This is a genomic window from uncultured Psychrobacter sp., assembly GCF_947488565.1.
GTDB classification, from domain to species: domain Bacteria; phylum Pseudomonadota; class Gammaproteobacteria; order Pseudomonadales; family Moraxellaceae; genus Psychrobacter; species Psychrobacter saeujeotis.
In genome coordinates this window covers 1-18,581 of the sequence record NZ_CANKZC010000007.1, presented here as the reverse complement: position 1 = coordinate 18,581, position 18,581 = coordinate 1, and the positions used below count along the sequence as shown (strand labels likewise).

The window sequence follows — 18,581 nt, the reverse complement described above, 5'->3', positions numbered from 1 at the left end:
TAGCAGCCAAGCATTTCGATACCTTTAAAACCTTTTCTTTATCATGAATATTGGTTACTCTAAAACATGATTGGCATATTGAACTTTTGATTGTTTTGTCCACACGGTTATTCTTACCATTTATAGGATATTTTCATGCGCATGACTCCCTTATCTACACTCTCATTATTAACGGCTGCTATTGGCTTAAGCTTTGCCAGCACCGCGCAAGCCGCTCGTCCGCCCGCGCCTGACTTATCCAATAGCGAGTTTCAGCAATGTTTGGATAATTTAAAAAATTCGAGTAAGTTCCGCGGGGTGGACAGTTATACTTTTAATAACTATCGTCCAAGCGCGCCTGATCCGAGCGTCATTCAGTCGCTTAACTATCAACCAGAATTTCAAAAAGACGTTTGGGATTATTTGTCAGCGTTAGTGGACAAGGAGCGCGTAGAAGACGGTATTCGCGCCAAACGTCAGTGGTCGGATACATTACGTCAAATTGAGTCGCGTTATGGCGTAAAAGCTGAGCATGTACTAGGCGTATGGGGCGTAGAGTCCAACTTTGGACAGACCTTAGGCAAAAAACCATTGTTCGAGTCGTTAGCAACTTTATCTTGTTTTGATCGTCGCCAAAGCTACTTTCAAGGTGAATTTGCCAATGCCCTCAAAATCGTGCAAAACGGTGACATTGCACCAAGTGATATGACTGGATCATGGGCAGGCGCTTTTGGGCAGACACAGTTTATGCCGAGCACCTTTTTAGAGTTGGCCGTCGATTTTGATGGTGATGGCCGCCGCGACTTGGTCAATAACGTACCCGATGCGCTGGCCTCTACTGCCAACTTCTTGGACAATCGTGGCTACCGCACAGGCGAACCTTGGGGTTATGAAGTCAAACTTCCTGATGGCTATTGGGCAGCATCCAATCGCAAAGATAAAAAATCGATGAGTCACTGGCGCAATCAAGGCTTAACTTTAGCTAATGGCAGTCCCCTGCCTTATGACTTGAATCGTGCTGGCTTATTACTGCCTGCTGGCAAGAATGGTCCTGCGTTTTTGGTGGGTAAAAACTTCGATACGTTTTACTCATATAATGCTTCAGAAAACTATGCGCTTGCGATTGCCCATTTATCAGACTTAATCACTCGCGAGGACAGTAGCAAAACTGACTTCATCACAGCTTGGCCAACGGATGACCCAGGTATCAGCCGTCAACAAGCCAAAGATATCCAGCAAGCATTGTTAAACGCAGGTTACGATATTGGCGGTGTCGATGGCATCATCGGTGATAATACGCGTACTGCTATTCAGCAATATCAAACCAGTCGTGGTATTTTTCCAGCTGATGGCCGTGCAGGTCAAAAGTTCCATCGTTTGATTATGGGTAATACTACTTCTCATAGGGTTCAAGAGAGCAACCACTATGGTCAGCCTGCAAATAGTAGGCCTTTAACACCAGCACCCGCTGATCGTATGGGCCAACTGATCCAACAGCAAACAACGATTACCCCAAGCACGCCTTCGTATGCGTCACCAAATCAACCTTCAAGCAACATTCGTTATCGCCGTGTGGTTGGTAATGACGGCGTAACTCGTCTAATCAGAGTTGATGAAGGGTCGTAGCTATAAAAGTTGCCATAGCAAGTCAAAAAAAAGCCACGCTATACCTAACGTGGCTTTTTCTTTGCTGATTTATTAGGCTATTTTAAAACCTCTGTCAATAAAGTAGATACTTAGGAGGATTTAAACAATAGGGGGAGGGTTTGGTTTGCCATTGTCACCGCCCCACTCTTCACGAGCTTTGTCATCTAAATCAGCTGGTGTCTTATGCTCCCACTTACCGTTTTCTTTCCAAGTTGCATCGCCCCAATCTTCATCTTCAGCTTTTCTATCCAAATCTTTATAAGCTTTTGTAGGGTCGATACCACGACGCTTCATATCTGCCACTTGCTCTTCTAGTGTGCGAAACTGATCAGCATCATGCATGGCTTTTTCAAGGCCGTCGAGTTCATGAGTTAAATCATCATGTTTGCCAGTAGTCATTACGCTCTCCTTTAATGGTTTAAAATATCTGGTTCAATATTCAAAATTATGCTTAATAAAATATTTTTATAAGTTTTTATATTTATAACTATTATCTACATTCATTTAGTAGCATATATTTTATCTACTGTCTTATTATCGCTAGTCTATGATAGATTAACAACTACTGCCTCGTATGCTTTGTATTACAAAACGTAGCCTATTATCGTTGTGGCAATATACAGTTTGTTTGTTACTTCTACTTATTTATGATCATGAATAAATCTAGACGATGACGTGATGATTGTCCCCTAACCCATAAACCTTAGTGTGCTCACATATTGCTATCTTTATATATTTTTTTGGCATAAAAAGTCATTTTCCATAACTCTTGTGATGTCTTTGCACCGGACGCTGTCAACTGAATCCAATTAGCAGCCACCAATAGGCTTTGTAACTTATTCAAATCATTTTGAGCAATTTGGCAGCGTGAAACTGCATGGACATTAGGCATCATTTTTTTAATGTCTTTGTCTGCCTTAATGGTAATTAGACGATTTAAACAACCTTGCAAGCCATGATTTGAAAAGGTTCCAGGCATGCGTGCCAGCGCATGTAATATTTGCTCCCAAGTCAGGCTCGTTGACATTGTAATATCAGTTAAGTTACCACCTTCGTAGGCTTGAGCACTGTACTGCATGTCAAATTTTTCTGATAAATCAACGGATTGTGTGATGTTATCCGTTGCATCAATACTTTCATCTGATTGGCTATCGAGATTATCATCATCACGAGGCTTACGACTTACCTTAGTAAAAGTGCTCGATGTTGACCCAAAGTCACGCGGCGTCACATGACTCTGAGTGATAGAATCTTTGGTACTACGATCTATTGTTGTCCGGCTTGGTACCTCATTTAATTTGGCAGTTATATTGTCATAAGCGATTTTAAGAAGCTCGTCAATATTGGTATTGTCATCATAATAATAGATGTCTTCTACTTGTTGCTCCACCAAGCGGGTAAAGTCGTGTAATTGACGACCCACATCGACAGAGCGAGTTTGAGATTTCACTAGCACAAACATAGGTTTTAGCTTGGCCCTTGCACTTAGATAACTCAGATGCATTTGGCTAACCCCTAGATTTTGTGTTGTACCATAGCTGTCACCGATAACGACGATCGCGTAATCACAAGCGTCAACAGATTGCCTGCCATATAAAGAAGCTTGCGGCAGTCTAGGTGAGACGTCATAGGTCAAGAACGCACGAGATTGAAAAAACACTGCCAAACCGTCTAGTACCAACGGTTGCTCATGAGCTACGCATATTATATGGACGTGATAGCGACGACTTTGCAATATAACCTCTACAACGACAGTGATAATAATGACATAAAAAAGTGCCCAAACATGCAGGCTTTATAAATATAAACTTAGCACAATCTTAGCAAAGTATGGACGATTTGTGATTGCTTTGTGGCAATTATTCTAGTAATAATAGTATATCAAACTGCTAAATATCTTGGACTGTCAGAAAAGCATATTTGAACAATTGGTTTAACAGTTAAAGCATATACTGTATTTGTATATGCTCACCTAAAAGACGTGACACTAACTTATCTAGCCTTTCATCATGTTTGGTTGCATAAAAAACCAATGGCGGCTTATTATGACAAGTTGCCAGTAAAGATTTTTGAGCCAATAGCTTTTTTTCAGCGAGTAAAGACTGGACACGCGTGGCAATCGCTTGTCCTGAGTCTACTACCTGTATGGCAAATTGTTGGGCTTTGATCTCATGAATCAAAAAATCTTTGAAAAAAGGATAATGCGTACATCCTAATACCAAATAATCCACCTTAATATGTGCAAAGTGTCGTAACTGCTGACGTAAACGCTGCGCGACCTCAGACGTCTCTGTCATACCAGACTCTACCCATGGCACCAATTGCGGATCAAAGTATTTGGTCACTTGAGTTCCGCTAGGGATCGCTATATCAGTAATGACTTGATTGAGTAACGTACCATCTAAGGTGGCTTTGGTGGCCAGTACGGCCACATGACCACTGTTGCTGGCTATGACAGCAGGTTTGAGTGCTGGGACTAAACCCACGATAGGTAGGTTTGGATAATGTCGACGCGCGGCCTCTAATCCGTGTGCAGACGCACTATTACAAGCGATAACGATCAACTTACAGCCTCTTTGGTACAGCCATTCTACTGCTACTAGCGTTAGTTTTTCAATATCTTGACTCTCACGATTGCCATAGGGTACATGTAATGTATCGGCATAATAGATATAGTGTTCGGCTGGCAGTTGCTGCGCTAAATGCAGATAAACTGAGAGCCCGCCCACACCTGAGTCGAAAAGACCAATCGGCGCTGAGTCGTTTTCGCCCTTCATACCACATTTATAGTTGGTTGAATTGACCGATATGTCTTTAGTATTGGTAACGAGTCTATTTGTCACTGAAGGCAAAACAGCATCAACAGTACTCATAGCTTAGTACTACTATCATGGTGTAGAGCGAGCTTAGCAAGATTCATATGTTGGTTCACAAAGTATTGCCATGTTGTTTAATAAAAGACTTATTTTAAAGCATACCAACGTCTGACGCACCCGATCGGTAATCCATGTTTATAACGAGTAAAAATTAATTATCAGGCATGAGTAACTGATAAGACTGTCCCCCACTCTGTAAAGTCAGTATCACTTTATCGTTTTGCTCTGTCAACTGACCAATTTCTGTGAGATGATAAAATGTATTACGGCCGATCAATGCTGTTAAACCGTTACGAACAAGCATATAAGGACGCACCTGCTCTTTTGCAGTCTCTTTTTGCGGTGTGCCTGGTTTGTATAAACGCAGCTCAATCGGATGCTCGTTATCCAAACGCACCACATCACCTGTCATCGTTGTAAACTCTAACCAACTTACCCCCTCTTCAGTCACGATACCCACATCATTGATCAATAATGGGACATCTTCGACTTGAATACGTAACTTTTGAACTGGGGTTTTTAAAAAGTACTCAGTAGTATCGTTGGTTTGTTCTTTCCATAGGACAGTAGCAAACAAGCTGATCAATGACTGCCGGGTCACCATAACCCCTTCATGCCACCATTCTCCATTGGCTTTGATGACTAGATCCATATCTATCGTTTGCTCTGGTTGCCATTTATCAAGCGGAGGTATAGAACGTCCTTGACGAGTACCAGCGGATGATTTTAGATAGTGGCTTAGAGAGTCTAAGTTGTTTAGACTTTGAGAGCTCTGATCACTATCCTTACTACCTTTACTATCATCAATAGCTGTCACGTCTATATCGCTAGTCTCATTAATCGTGTTACTGCTCATAGCATTGTTTCCTAATATTCATCAAAGTTTGATAACGACAGTACTATTATTAATTATAGTTTCGGGTATGATAAAACGATTAGACTTTAGATGCTCATCGTATTAGTCTTACCTTAACACTGATATCTATAAATGCGTATCGTGTTTATAGGACTTTTCTTTTATAATGAGTAACGAATTTTATTAAAATGACGATAATTATGTCGTTTTGATTGTCCTTTATTATGTTGTTCATTAATATGATCTCAATGAAAATATTGTCGATTAAAGCCGCAAAGACAGTTTTTATCGGGCAGCCATATGTCTGAGAGGTACTTGTGTCGCAAGCATATTATTTAAGTGCGAACGTGATACCCAGAGATAAGCCACTATAGAGTTTAGGAGTAGGTATGCAAGAGCAAGATAAACAAACGCCAGTCATTGATGCTGATATCGTCAATACTGACGCACCAAGTACTGTAGATACATCCACGACAGAATCGCCAGAAAATACACAAGTCAATGTAGAAGACAACTCTGCTGAAAAAACGTCAACTGAGGCTGCTGTCACTGAAGAAGTTACCAAAGAAGAAGCCGCTGAAGACAACCTTGTTGATAAAGCACCTGCTGAAACAGCACCTGAGCCTGAACCAGTAGAGCCTGAAATTGAGCGCGAATCGATGGAGTTCGACGTTATTATCGTCGGCGGCGGTCCTGCAGGTCTGTCTGCGGCTATTCGTTTACGTCAGCTTGCCATTGAAGCAGGTAATGACGAATTTATGGTATGTGTTGTCGAAAAAGGCTCTGAGTTTGGCGCACATACGTTATCAGGTGCGGTGATTGAGCCACGTGCTTTGGACGAATTGATACCTGATTGGAAAGCTAAAGGCGCGCCTTTAAACGTGCCGGCTATTGAAGACCGTGTTTACATGCTAGGTTCTGAGACTAAAAGTACCAAGCTGATGGACTCAATCGTACCAGCCAGTATGCATAATGAAGGCAACTATATTGTCTCATTGGCCAATGTTGTACGCTGGCTTGCTGAGCAGGCAGAAGAGCTGGAAGTTATGATGTTCCCAGGCTTCCCAGCTTCTGATATTTTATACAACGATGATGGGTCAGTAAAAGGTATCTTGACCGGTGATATGGGCGTCGCTGCCGATGGTGAAGCCAAAGCCAGTTTTGAGCCAGGTTATGAATTACTGGCCAAATATACTATTTTTGCTGAGGGTTGTCGTGGTCATCTTGGCAAACGCTTAATCAGCCGTTTTAGCTTAGATAAAGACTCTGATCCGCAGCATTATGGTATCGGTCTAAAAGAGCTATGGGAAATTGCACCAGATAAACATGAGCAAGGTGTGGTCATGCATGGCTCAGGTTGGCCTCTAACTGACACGGGATCGACAGGCGGTTGGTGGTTGTATTTTGACGAAAACAATCAAGTTAGCTTTGGTATGGTGATTGACTTATCGTATTCTAATCCATACATGTCACCGTTTGATGAAATGCAACGCCTAAAGTTACATCCGCTTATTCGCAATATCCTAGAAGGTGGCAAACGCGTCTCTTACGGTGCGCGCGCTTTGACCAAAGGCGGTCTAAACTCTTTACCAAAATTCACTTTCCCAGGTGGGGTACTTGTGGGTGATGATGCAGGGTTTTTGAATCCAGCAAAAATCAAAGGTACACACACTTCAATGAAGTCAGGCATGCTGGCAGCTGAAGCCATCTTTGAAGCACTACAAGCCGAACGTCAGCATGATGATGTGGTGGCATACAGCACGATGTACAAAGAATCATGGCTTTATGAAGATAATTATGAAGCACGTAACTTTGCGCCTGCGATGCACCGTATGGGCCAATGGATGGGTGGTGCCTTTAACTTCATCGAACAAAATATTCTACGTGGCAAAATGCCATTGACTATTCATGATAATTTAAAGGATTACGATCAGCTAGAGCGTGCAGCTCATGCATATCAGCCTGTATATCCTAAGCCTGATGGCAAACTGGTCTTTGATAAATTGTCTTCAGTCTTTATATCCAACACCAATCATGCAGAAAACCAGCCTACACACTTGAAACTGACAGATCCGACAGTACCTGTGTCTATTAATTTACCGTTGTATGCTGAACCTGCACGCTTATACTGCCCAGCTGGTGTCTATGAAGTGACAAAAGACGCTGAAGGAGCAAAGTTTGTTATCAACGCGCAAAACTGTGTCCACTGTAAAACTTGTGATATTAAAGATCCGTCACAGAACATCACATGGGTAACGCCAGAAGGCGGCGGCGGTCCTAACTATCCAAACATGTAAATCATGTTTGAGATAATTTTCATTATAAACAGCTAGCTACTTTCCAATAAAAAACCGCCCTTATCGTTAAGGGCGGTTTTTTATACTTATTCTATCTAACTATTACAATAAAGCTTAGTCGGTCCAAGCATCACGATTTGCCTCATCTTTTAATTTAACAAAGTCATCAGGGTCAAATTTGATTTGGTCTCCAGTTTTGCCTTCTTTTACTTGACGTTCATAGTCACGCAATATTCTAAGTGCCACAGGTGATAGGATTAGAATGGCTACTAAGTTGGTTAAAGCCATAAGCCCCATAGACAAATCAGCAAAGTTCCATATCGCAGGTAGGCTGGCAATAGCACCGACGAACACCATTCCTAATACCATAAAGCGGAAGATCATAATCATGACCTTGGCATTTTTGGCACCAGAGATAAACTCAAGATTAGACTCGCCATAACTATAATTGGCAATAATAGAGGTAAATGAGAAAAAGAAAATAGCAATAGCAACGAATATAACCCCCAGATCACCAACATACTGTGATAAAGCCAACTGCGTCAGCTGGATACCTTCTTGTTCAACGTTTGGATCAACCACACCTGATAGAATGATGATGGAGGCTGTGGCAGTACAAATAATCAATGTGTCCATAAAGACACCTAGCATTTGCATAAAGCCTTGCACTGCTGGATGATCTGGATAACTTTTGGCAGTTGCCGCAGCATTAGGTGCTGAACCCATACCAGCTTCGTTAGAGAAAAGACCACGCTTGATACCGTTAATCATTGCCTGAGCAATACCATAACCAATAACACCGCCTGCTGCTTGCTCAAAACCAAATGCGGACTTGACAATAAATGCGATAGCAGATGGAAATTGACTAAAGTTAGTGACGATAATAAATAGCGCTAATAATATATATAAAATGGCCATTACTGGGACAATTTTACCTGCAATACGCGCGACCGAACGTAAGCCACCAAAGACTACTGGTGCGACCAATACCACCAATACTACGCCTGTCATCCACGTAGGAATACCAAATGCTTCGTTGGTTGCCTGTGCGATAGTATTTGATTGCACACCATTAAAAGCCAAACCAAACGCAACGAGCAAGCATATGGAGAAAAATATCGCAAGCCAGCGTTTACCTAAGCCTTTTTCGATATAGTAAGCGGGTCCGCCTCGGTACACGTTATCGCTATGAGGTACTTTGTATGCTTGCGCTAAAGTCGACTCGATAAAACTGGTCGACATACCAACGATTGCAGTCATCCACATCCAAAACACAGCTCCAGGCCCGCCAAGATAAATGGCTATCGCGACCCCTGCCAAATTACCCGTACCAACCCGTGCAGCAAGAGAGGTCATCAAAGCTTCAAATGAGCTGATACCACCATCTTTGCGGCCTTGATTAGACACACGTAATAGTTTCCACATATGTCCAAAATGGCGGAACTGAATAAAGCGGGTGACCACTGTAAAATAAAGACCTGCACCAATTAATACGAACATCAATAATCCGTACCAAGGGTTATTAACAATTAACCAATCGTTATTACCCCAAATGATACTAACACCGTAATTTACGATATTGTTAAACCAACTTGCTATCCCTTCGCCCATACTTTCACCTTCATTTCATATATTAGTGATGCTGTAAATTGCATCATAAGCTTATATTGTTTGTACGATGGTTTTATAGTTAGCGCTGTCTATAAAGCTAAAGCGCCACGCCATCAGTAACCGTTACTACGAAGGTTATCTTCGATCTTTTCTTAAAATGCCTTATCTGATTACATTGGCTGTAACCAAACCGAACATTCCTGTATCTATATTTTAACTCACTATGAGTGCTTTGGCTCTTTTACTCTAACCTACTAGAAGAAAATAGGATTAAATCAACACAACTCACTTAAATATACAAGGAATTTAGTCAAATTATCATTATTCGCGTGCCCCCTATCAACCTACGTTACTATTTATGATAATTTTTTTATAAAATAAATGGCGTAAAGTGAATATAACCATTAAGATAACAGGGAAATTTACTATTTTTCAGTCTAAAACGATAGTTAAAAAATCGTTTTTGTTCAAATCAGCACCATAATTAATATTAGGTTTCCGCTAAATAAACATTTAGTTACAATAAGTAATTTACATTTAATTATTGTTAATTGAGTAAATATTGTATATATTCCTAATAAGTTTATGACTAACCAGTTTAATAATAACAATATTGTTATTTGACTTTTATAACAGATGTACAGATTTTGTAGTTGTCTATAATTCTTATATACATTTTTAGTTTTGGCAAGTGTAAAACATATGTGTAAAAATAGCGATTACAGTGAGGTTGTTTAATCAATAATAAACTTATTTATGATTAAATTTGTATTGTTAACTTTATCTACCTCAGATACAAGTCAAATAGCGTTTAACAAATAGAATACTCAAAAGGTTGGATAAAAACGACGGAGTGTTAATTTATATAAACTTCCTTTGAATTTTTAAATTACGCTGTTCTCTAAAATACGTTACTACGTTACATTGTCAGTGATATTGCATCAGTGATTATATCTTTATAAGATTTTAGTGTTACAAGAAATCGCCTCAAGCTTATCCATGTTGTTGGTAATTTTTGATTAATAATATTGATTGGTTATTCTGTTTTAGTTTTTTGTACTCTGCGGCTCTATTCTTTCACTATAAACGATACAGCTTTAGACAGTATATGCTAAACCATAATGACCTATTAAGACTCAATTATTAGTCTTGTATTTATGTCAGGCAAAAGGAGTTGTCCTATGGAAAACCACAACGACCCATCCGGTTATTGGCGTGCCAATGTCCGTCTCATCTTAGGTAGCCTTGTTATCTGGGCTCTATGTTCTTATGGCTTTGCTATTTTATTACGTCCGCTACTTGCAGGAATTCAATTCGGTGGTGCTGACTTAGGCTTCTGGTTTGCGCAGCAAGGATCCATTGGTATATTCATTATCTTAATTTTCTTCTACGCTTGGCGTATGAATAAGTTGGATAAACAATACGGCGTAGATGAGGAATAAGCCATGAGTCAGTATGTCATTAATATTATTTTCGTAGGGCTATCTTTCGCGCTCTACTTCGGTATTGCTATTTGGGCTCGAGCTGGGACGACCAGTGAGTTCTATGTGGCAGGCGGCGGCGTTCACCCTGTCGTCAACGGTATGGCGACCGCGGCTGATTGGATGAGTGCGGCGTCTTTCATCTCTATGGCAGGTCTTATTGCAGCGGGCGGTTACGGCGCATCAACTTATTTAATGGGTTGGACTGGTGGTTATGTTCTACTAGCCATGTTACTTGCTCCTTACTTACGTAAGTTCGGTAAGTTTACCGTTCCTGATTTTATTGCCGATCGCTTTTATTCTAAAACTGCAGCTATGATTGCCGTGGTTTGTTTGATTGTGGCGTCTACCACATACGTTATCGGTCAGATGACAGGTGCTGGTGTTGCCTTCTCACGCTTTTTAGAAGTTGAGAATGATACGGGTCTGATTATTGCTGCTGTCGTGGTTTTCTTCTATGCCGTACTAGGTGGTATGAAAGGGATTACTTATACACAGGTTGCGCAGTATGTGGTCTTGATGATTGCATATACTATCCCTGCGGTCTTTATCTCACTTGAGCTGACTGGTAACCCTATTCCAGGATTAGGCTTATTTTCAACACACGTAGAATCAGGTATTCCATTACTAACTAAGCTTGACCAGATCGTGGTTGACTTAGGTTTTGAAGCTTATACTGCTGATGTACCTAATAAGCTTAATATGGTGTTATTTACCTTATCGCTTATGATCGGTACAGCAGGTCTACCGCACGTTATCATTCGCTTCTTCACTGTACCTAAGGTGGCTGATGCGCGTTGGACTGCAGGTTGGACGCTAGTGTTTATCTCTTTGCTATATTTTACAGCCCCTGCAGTTGGTGCTATGGCGCGTCTAAACTTAAATGATACTATTTACCCGCAAGGGGTTGATCAGCCTGCGCTTGAGTACAATCAGCGTCCTGATTGGATGAAAACTTGGGAAGATACAGGTCTCATTAAGTATAATGATCTAAATAACGATGGCCGTATTCAAAGATACTTTGATAGTGGTCTTGGTAATGCTAAGTTGGCATTAGCAGCAGCTGAAGCTGAAGGCGGCGACGTTGCTGCAGCTACTGCAGCGGTAGCAAAAGCGCAAGATGCCCATGATCAAGAGCTTGATGGTCGCTTTGCTGATGCTGGCTGGGCTGGTAACGAGCTTGATGTCAACAACGATATCATTGTATTGGCGAATCCTGAGATTGCACAGCTTCCACCTTGGGTTATTGGTCTGATTGCTGCAGGTGGCTTGGCAGCAGCATTATCTACAGCAGCAGGTCTATTGCTCGCAATTTCATCAGCCATTAGTCACGATCTAATCAAACGTAACTTAAATCCAAACATCACTGATAAAGGTGAGTTACAAGTCGCTCGTATCTCTATGGCAGTCGCTATTGTTGTGGCTACTTGGCTCGGACTAAATCCACCTGGATTTGCCGCACAGGTCGTTGCATTGGCTTTTGGTATTGCAGGTGCATCACTGTTCCCAGCGCTAATGATGGGTATTTTCTCTAAGCGTATTAATAACTTAGGCGCTATTTGTGGCATGCTTACCGGCCTACTTACGACCTTGGTTTATATATTTGTCTTCAAAGGCTGGTTCTTTATTAGTGGTACTGCCAACTTCCCTGATACCGCTGAATACTGGTTGTTTGGTATCTCGCCATTATCATTTGGTGCGATTGGGGCGCTACTTAACTTTATCGTAGCCTTTATAGTGTCTTACGCCACTGCGCCTCCACCGATGCATATCCAAGAATTGGTTGAGAGCGTACGTTCTCCGCGCGGTGCTGGTGGTGCAATAGATCACTAGTCTTACGTACAATGATATATGCTTTGTTATTATATATCACTCACAGGCAGTAACTGCTTGTGAGTGATTTTTTTATCTCATAATTAATAATTATCTTACAAGAGTTGGTATGTTCTACTTTGTTAGATGCCTCTTATCGAACATGGCTATTATGTTAAGGAATATTTTATGCTTTTTGAGTTTATTGCCACCATAGCTGCTGCCTTTGGTATGGCTGGATTAGCACTTATCATAACTCATCTCAGTAAATTGGCTGGTAAACGCGCACCAAAATGGCTAATCCCTCTATTTGCCGCTATTGGTATCTTTAGTTTTCAGATTCATCAAGAATATAATTGGTATCATCAGCAAGTCGCTAAGCTCCCTGAAGGCGTAACCGTTGTTAAAACAGCTGAAAGTACAGAATGGTTTCGTCCATGGTCTTATGTTAAACCACAAATATTACGCTTTATAGCAGCAGATGTTGATAATGCAAGCGTACAGCTGGACAACTCAGACATATATTTGGTCAATTTGTATTTATTTGAAAGACGTAGGAGTGTGCAAAAAATTCCACAAGTTATAGACTGTAGTGTTCCTGCACGTGCAGATTACGTACTACCAGAAAAAGGCAGTACGCTTACAATTGATGAGCATGTAAGACAAACAACTGCGTGGCGAGACTTGACAAAAGATGAGCTACTATATACCAGCATCTGCCCCACTAAAGCCTAACTACGAACGGTCGTACTCGTATAATGATGCTTCGAGTTTGCTCCTAATAGCAAGCCGGCGCATAAACCGCCAAAGTGCGCGGCAAAAGAGATACCAGACTGTGGCATCAGTCCTTGCTTGATAATAAGCCAATAACCTGTTCCCATGACAATACAGGCCAGTAAGTAACCCCAACGCTTAGCGAATAAGGCTCCCCCTATCATATAGCCGAGCATGGCAAAACACAGCCCTGAAGCACCGATATGTATGGATAATGGCGAACCAATAACCCAGGTAACTACTCCTGAGGCGACAACCAATTTGAAAACGGTGCGATAAGCGTTGTTTTCAAAAAACCCGAACAAAAATAAGATTTGTAATAAGGTTACTGTGTTACCGAGTAAGTGAGAAAAATTACCATGCATTGTCCATGAAGCCACTATGCCGATCATACTGCCTATGTCTAATGCACGTGGTACAATACCAAAAATATTCCACAGTCCAAATAATACAAATTCATTTAAAAAAAACATCCCCCACATTGGTACAAGTACAAAAGCATATAAGCCAATAACCTGCTTAAGTCGAACCATCACCAATGCTAATACTTGTCGCCAACTCATCTTTGATCCTCTCTTTTAACTTTATATTAATGGTCTACAGAAGAAATAACAGGTTGTGCAGAGGTAAAGGGTAATAGCGAAGTATCTTTGTTAGCAGTTAAATAACTATTGGCATATAGTAAAGACGTTGAATGATAAGGCACCAATGCAGTAGGAACAAAGTGACGAGCCGCGTTAATATGCTGAATGGAGTCATCGAAAAAGATATGCGGTGCAAAGGTCTTAAGCACTGCTGTTTTTTCAAGCCCTCCTAAGAAAAATGCCATATCAACATCTACGCCCCACTCACGTAGCGTCTTGATAGCGCGTAAATCAGCGGGTGCATTACGAGCTGTCACTAGCGCAATCTTTATTGGACAATGATCGAGCCGTGCTGGTAAACGTTCCTGTAAGCTTGAAAGCTTAATTAACAGTTCAGCATAAGGACCTTTCTCAATCGGCAAATCACGCATCAATGCTTCACGTTCATGGAAAGCCTGCAAACCTTGTTGCTTATATAACAACTCTCCTGAATCGTCAAACAGTACAGCATCGCCATCAAAAGCTATACGCAATTGCTCAGTATCAAGCTCATAGGTATCTACAGGCGTGGCATCAAGTATCGCACAAGCACAGATATTAGCATCTGCAACTTGTTGCGCGTCATCACGATTGGTAGTCAAAAATAGGTCTACTTTAAAATCTGCAATATAAGGTGCAACCGGACTGCCAGAAATAAAAGCTGAACGTGATATATTCAGTCCATGAGCGCGTATGGCATTAAGTACTTGAATACCAGTATCAGGGCTACTTTTTGAGACAATAACAACTTCTACTAAAGGGGCTTCAACATCTGAATCTATTGGTGGCTGATTGTAGTTGTTTAAATTAAGAAGAGCCTGAATGAGCGGATAACCTGCACCTATGTTCAAATCATCATTCTCACGTACTGCCATATAATCACGAAATTCTTTGACGGCATTATCAGGCCTTTGTTGCAACAATTGCAATAAATGGTTTTCTGATTCTGATAAATCAAATAGCGCTGTTGCAGAAATTGCAACTATCAAGGTATTACTAAAATCAACTGCCATGACTATCTCTACTTATAATATTTCATACATTCAACGTTTTAGGTAACCAGTTTACTACATCTTCAGTGTTCTTATAATCTTAAGAACTGATACGCCAATATCATTTGATTAGTAAAATTAAAATGTTAAATACTATTAATCATTTGTCTGAGCATTACTATCTTAATCTAATAAGGTAGCATTGGAATAAACAGTCTTATACAAAATCCACAAAAAAGCCACACCGTTATAATAACGATATGGCCTAAAAAGATTAATTCTAAAGCTTATGATTCATCTGCTTTAACCAAGCAGCACCAAAGAGATCGCTGGAAATGCGACTAAAATAACCAAGCGAATGACGTCTGAGACAATAAACGGTGCCACTCCACGAAACATATCGGACAGCTTGATATGCGGGGCCATCGCCTTGATCACAAAGATATTCATCCCCATGGGCGGCGTAATGAGACCAAGCTCCACCGTTAATACGGCAACAATCCCAAACCACACTGGATCAAACCCAAGCGCCAAGATAATTGGGAACACCACCGGAATAGTAATCACCAGCATCGCAAGGGCATCCATAAACAGTCCAAGTAAAAAGTACATGAACAAAATACAGATAAGAACAATCATCGGACTGACCGCAAGACCCCCAATCCATGTCGCTAACGAATAAGACAGGCGTGAGACTGAGACAAAGTAGCCGAGCGCCTCTGCCCCAAGTAGCATAAAGAACACCACTGCAGACAGCGCCAAGGTTTCAATCAATGACTGCTTGAGCCCCTCTATACGCATGCCTTTGGCTGCTGCATATGCCCAAGAAACAAACGCCCCAACCGCAGCCCCCTCTGTTGGGGTGAACAGACCAAAGAAGATACCGGCGATGATCACAATAAAGATAAAGGTGAACGGTATCAATCCTGTCAATGAGAGTAGCTTGGCTTTCCATGAGGTTGACTCGCCGCGCCGAGCTAGGTGCGGTTTCCAGCGCACCATGATCATAACAGTGATCGAGTACATAAGCATGCCAAGCATGCCAGGCAAGAAACCTGCGATAAACATGTCGCCAACGGACTGCTGGGTTAGGATGGCATAGACCAGTAAAGCGATACTGGGCGGGATCATGATGCCAAGCGTACCGCCCGCAGCCAAGATGCCACAAGCAAAACCTGGCTGATAGCCGTACTTCTCCATTTGCGGTAGAGCCACTTTGGTCATGGTGGAGGCAGTGGCTAAAGAAGAACCTGAAATGGAGGCAAAGATGCCGGAGGAGCCGATACCAGCGATACCAAGACTGCCTCTGACACCGCCGAAGATGGTACGGGTGGCTTCAAAGAGTTTGCCGGCCATCCCTGAGTGAGTGGCAAAGACGCCCATTAAAATAAATAAAGGTATGGCACTAAAGTCATACTTTGCTAAGACGTCGACGGGGATGTCTTTGAGCATCTGCAAAGCGCCCCCAGCTGAGGTAACAGCACCAAAGCCAACCAGGCCAACACCAAGCATGGCAAGGGCAACTGGGACACGTATGACAACCAGTAGAATCATGACCAATAGGCCGATGGCGCCAATCATTTCTGGACTCATGCGCCTGTCTCCTCGGCATCAAAGAATTCGCCTGTTTTAAAGATGTTGATGGATTCAATTAGGGAGCGTATGGCCAGCAGTAGACTTAAGAAGGCGCTGATGGCGTAGATGGGCATCATGGAGATGCGCAAATCTTGGGTGACTTTGCCAAATTCGATGGCATCGATGGCACTTTCATACAGTCCCCAAGTAAAGACGAGACCGATGACAAAAAAACCTATCATGAACACGCCCATCATGTAGCCTTTAACGGCTTGTGACATCTTTTGGGTGAAGACGTCGACGATGATTTGTGAGCGCTCGACGAAAGCGGCAAAGGCGGCCAGTAGCGCAAATAACATGAAGTAGGAGACGATCTCGACGCTACCTTTAACAGTAAAACCAAACTCGCCGCCCGTAAGCTTGAAAACATAGCGGGCAATGACATCAAGCATAGTGGTTAAGACAATGATTATTAGGCTGATGCCACCAATAAACTGACACAGCCTTGAGATGAGAGTGCTAAGGTTGACTAAAAATGCCATAGGAGATTGCCTTTAATAGGTTAGACTTTACAGGCAGCGCTGGCAGCTTTGGCTTTCTCATATACGCCATCGGCATCCAAACCTAAAGCATTGACGTCGGCCAAATATTTCTTAGTACCGTCTAGTAGAGGACCTTTCCAGTCAGGGTCATTTAGAGGATCGGGTATTTCAACGATTTCATCGCCTTTGTCTTTAGCTGCTTGTATGGCCATCTCATCATGCTTATCAAAAACTTCACCGACTTTGTTAGCAAGCGCCATACCTGAGTTATTGTCAAGTACCTGTTTTAAATCATCAGGTAAACTTTCATACTTATCTTTATTCATAGTAACCATAAGTGCTGAACTATAAAAAGGAATGTTAGTATGATACTTTGTTATTTCATCAATCTTAAAAGCTGTGACTGCTTCCCATGGGAAACTAAGTCCGTCCACAACACCTCTCTGTAAAGATGTATACATGTCGTTAGCGGGTAAGCCAACAGGTGAAGCACCTGCGCTTTCAATAATATCACCAGCGACTGCTGAAGGTCTGCGAATACGCATGCCTTTCATATCTTCAGGTGTACGAATTAACTTATCGGTAGTATGTAGAGAACCAGGTCCAGCACCATACATGAATAACAGGTGTGAATCTTCATATTCACCAGCAAGCGTACCATCATCATATAAAGTTTGTAGCATACAACCCATCTGAGTAGCCGAATTAGACAAACCAGGAAGCTCAGTAATTTGAGTTAAAGGAAAACGACCATTGGTATAACCATGTGCTTGAGAACCTATATCGATTGTACCCTTGGCAGCAGACTCATAAGTGACATCAGCTTTAGCAAGACCTGCTGAGGGGTAGAGCTCGACTTTTAATCGACCATCAGAATCAGTTTCAATCTGTTTGGCCCAAGGTTCAAATACTTCCTTGCTAATAGAAGAAGTAGCTGGCCAAAAATGCGAGAAGCGCAAAACAGTGGTTTCTTTAGAAGAGGCTGATGAAGCATCAGTACTTTCAGATGTTTGGTTAGAACAGCCTATGATACTCATGGCTGCTAAGGCACCTATTGAAAAAAGAGGAGCTAACTTCATTATCAATTCCTTTTGATAATTATATGGAAAGAAAGAATTTCGAATAAATAATTATATCAAACTTAAAATATAATAGATTTAGCGCTATATTTTAAATCTATACATAAACAATACTTTTTATCACATCGTAAAGCAATTGTTATGGTTTATAGATAAAGACTATATTTGAAATTATCAGCTATAACGATATAAGTCAAATCATTTTGAGTCAATATACTGATTATCTAATAAAATATAGTGACGTTAGTAATTACAAAATTTAGTTATGGTTGAATAATGATTATTGAATACTACACATAAAAACTTTGGATAAAAGACAGACAAAAAAAAGCCCCCTTCAAATCAATGAAGGGGGCTTTTGGAATAGAGAGCTGACGATGACCTACTCTCACATGGCCGGAGCCACACTACCATTGGCGCGACGATGTTTCACTTCT

Annotated in this window: 15 protein-coding genes; 5 read left to right on the top strand and 10 right to left on the bottom strand. The window is 41.5% G+C overall.

What is annotated here, in order from left to right; genetic code table 11:
* The first annotated feature begins 135 nt into the window (after positions 1–135).
* On the top strand, positions 136–1,605 hold the full coding sequence (locus Q0890_RS12925; protein WP_299221721.1) for a lytic murein transglycosylase: 1,470 nt from the start codon (positions 136–138) through the stop codon (positions 1,603–1,605).
* 120 nt (positions 1,606–1,725) lie between these two features.
* On the opposite strand, the gene Q0890_RS12920 is transcribed toward Q0890_RS12925, so the two are convergent.
* The 4 genes from Q0890_RS12920 to Q0890_RS12905 all read right to left on the bottom strand — a co-directional run bounded on the left by Q0890_RS12920 (position 1,726) and on the right by Q0890_RS12905 (position 5,358).
* The gene (locus tag Q0890_RS12920; RefSeq protein ID WP_299221718.1) at positions 1,726–2,025 is read right to left on the bottom strand and encodes a hypothetical protein; all 300 of its coding nucleotides are present in this window, start codon (positions 2,023–2,025) and stop codon (positions 1,726–1,728) included.
* Between the two features lie 313 nt (positions 2,026–2,338).
* On the bottom strand, positions 2,339–3,286 hold the full coding sequence (locus tag Q0890_RS12915) for a DUF4062 domain-containing protein (protein WP_299221715.1): 948 nt from the start codon (positions 3,284–3,286) through the stop codon (positions 2,339–2,341).
* Positions 3,287–3,566: 280 nt separating this feature from the next.
* The gene (gene murI / locus Q0890_RS12910; RefSeq protein ID WP_299221712.1) at positions 3,567–4,499 is read right to left on the bottom strand and encodes a glutamate racemase; all 933 of its coding nucleotides are present in this window, start codon (positions 4,497–4,499) and stop codon (positions 3,567–3,569) included.
* Positions 4,500–4,653: 154 nt separating this feature from the next.
* Positions 4,654–5,358, bottom strand: coding sequence for a DUF1285 domain-containing protein (locus Q0890_RS12905; RefSeq protein ID WP_299221709.1), 705 nt, complete (start codon positions 5,356–5,358; stop codon positions 4,654–4,656).
* Positions 5,359–6,017: 659 nt separating this feature from the next.
* Here Q0890_RS12905 and Q0890_RS12900 point away from each other — a divergent pair.
* A complete protein-coding gene (locus Q0890_RS12900) occupies positions 6,018–7,655 on the top strand; it encodes an electron transfer flavoprotein-ubiquinone oxidoreductase (RefSeq protein ID WP_299221866.1) in 1,638 nt (545 codons plus the stop codon).
* 114 nt (positions 7,656–7,769) lie between these two features.
* Here the strand turns inward: Q0890_RS12900 and Q0890_RS12895 are convergent, their stop codons facing one another.
* Positions 7,770–9,266, bottom strand: coding sequence for a sodium:alanine symporter family protein (locus Q0890_RS12895; protein ID WP_299221706.1), 1,497 nt, complete (start codon positions 9,264–9,266; stop codon positions 7,770–7,772).
* 1,181 nt (positions 9,267–10,447) lie between these two features.
* Between Q0890_RS12895 and Q0890_RS12890 the strand changes: the two genes are divergently transcribed.
* The 3 genes from Q0890_RS12890 (at position 10,448) to Q0890_RS12880 (ending at position 13,294) form a co-directional block, all read left to right on the top strand.
* Positions 10,448–10,708: a DUF4212 domain-containing protein gene (locus tag Q0890_RS12890; RefSeq protein WP_299221704.1), complete on the top strand. Its 261-nt coding sequence runs from the start codon at positions 10,448–10,450 to the stop codon at positions 10,706–10,708.
* A 3-nt stretch (positions 10,709–10,711) separates the two neighbouring features.
* Positions 10,712–12,580 carry a sodium:solute symporter family protein gene (locus tag Q0890_RS12885; protein WP_299221701.1) on the top strand — a complete coding sequence of 623 codons (1,869 nt, stop codon included), beginning with the start codon at positions 10,712–10,714 and terminating at the stop codon, positions 12,578–12,580.
* A 168-nt stretch (positions 12,581–12,748) separates the two neighbouring features.
* Positions 12,749–13,294: a hypothetical protein gene (locus Q0890_RS12880; protein WP_299221699.1), complete on the top strand. Its 546-nt coding sequence runs from the start codon at positions 12,749–12,751 to the stop codon at positions 13,292–13,294.
* Here the strand turns inward: Q0890_RS12880 and Q0890_RS12875 are convergent.
* From Q0890_RS12875 to Q0890_RS12855, 5 genes are all read right to left on the bottom strand, one after another.
* On the bottom strand, positions 13,291–13,896 hold the full coding sequence (locus Q0890_RS12875; RefSeq protein ID WP_299221696.1) for a rhomboid family intramembrane serine protease: 606 nt from the start codon (positions 13,894–13,896) through the stop codon (positions 13,291–13,293). The genes Q0890_RS12880 and Q0890_RS12875 overlap by 4 nt on opposite strands.
* Before the next feature lie 26 nt (positions 13,897–13,922).
* A complete protein-coding gene (locus Q0890_RS12870) occupies positions 13,923–14,969 on the bottom strand; it encodes a 5'-nucleotidase (protein WP_299221694.1) in 1,047 nt (348 codons plus the stop codon).
* A gap of 282 nt (positions 14,970–15,251) precedes the next feature.
* The gene (locus Q0890_RS12865; RefSeq protein WP_299221691.1) at positions 15,252–16,541 is read right to left on the bottom strand and encodes a TRAP transporter large permease; all 1,290 of its coding nucleotides are present in this window, start codon (positions 16,539–16,541) and stop codon (positions 15,252–15,254) included.
* A complete protein-coding gene (locus Q0890_RS12860) occupies positions 16,538–17,065 on the bottom strand; it encodes a TRAP transporter small permease (RefSeq protein WP_299221688.1) in 528 nt (175 codons plus the stop codon). Before Q0890_RS12860 ends, Q0890_RS12865 begins: the two co-directional genes overlap by 4 nt.
* A 20-nt stretch (positions 17,066–17,085) precedes the next feature.
* The gene (locus Q0890_RS12855) at positions 17,086–18,144 is read right to left on the bottom strand and encodes a TRAP transporter substrate-binding protein (RefSeq protein WP_299221686.1); all 1,059 of its coding nucleotides are present in this window, start codon (positions 18,142–18,144) and stop codon (positions 17,086–17,088) included.
* Positions 18,145–18,581 lie beyond the last annotated feature (437 nt).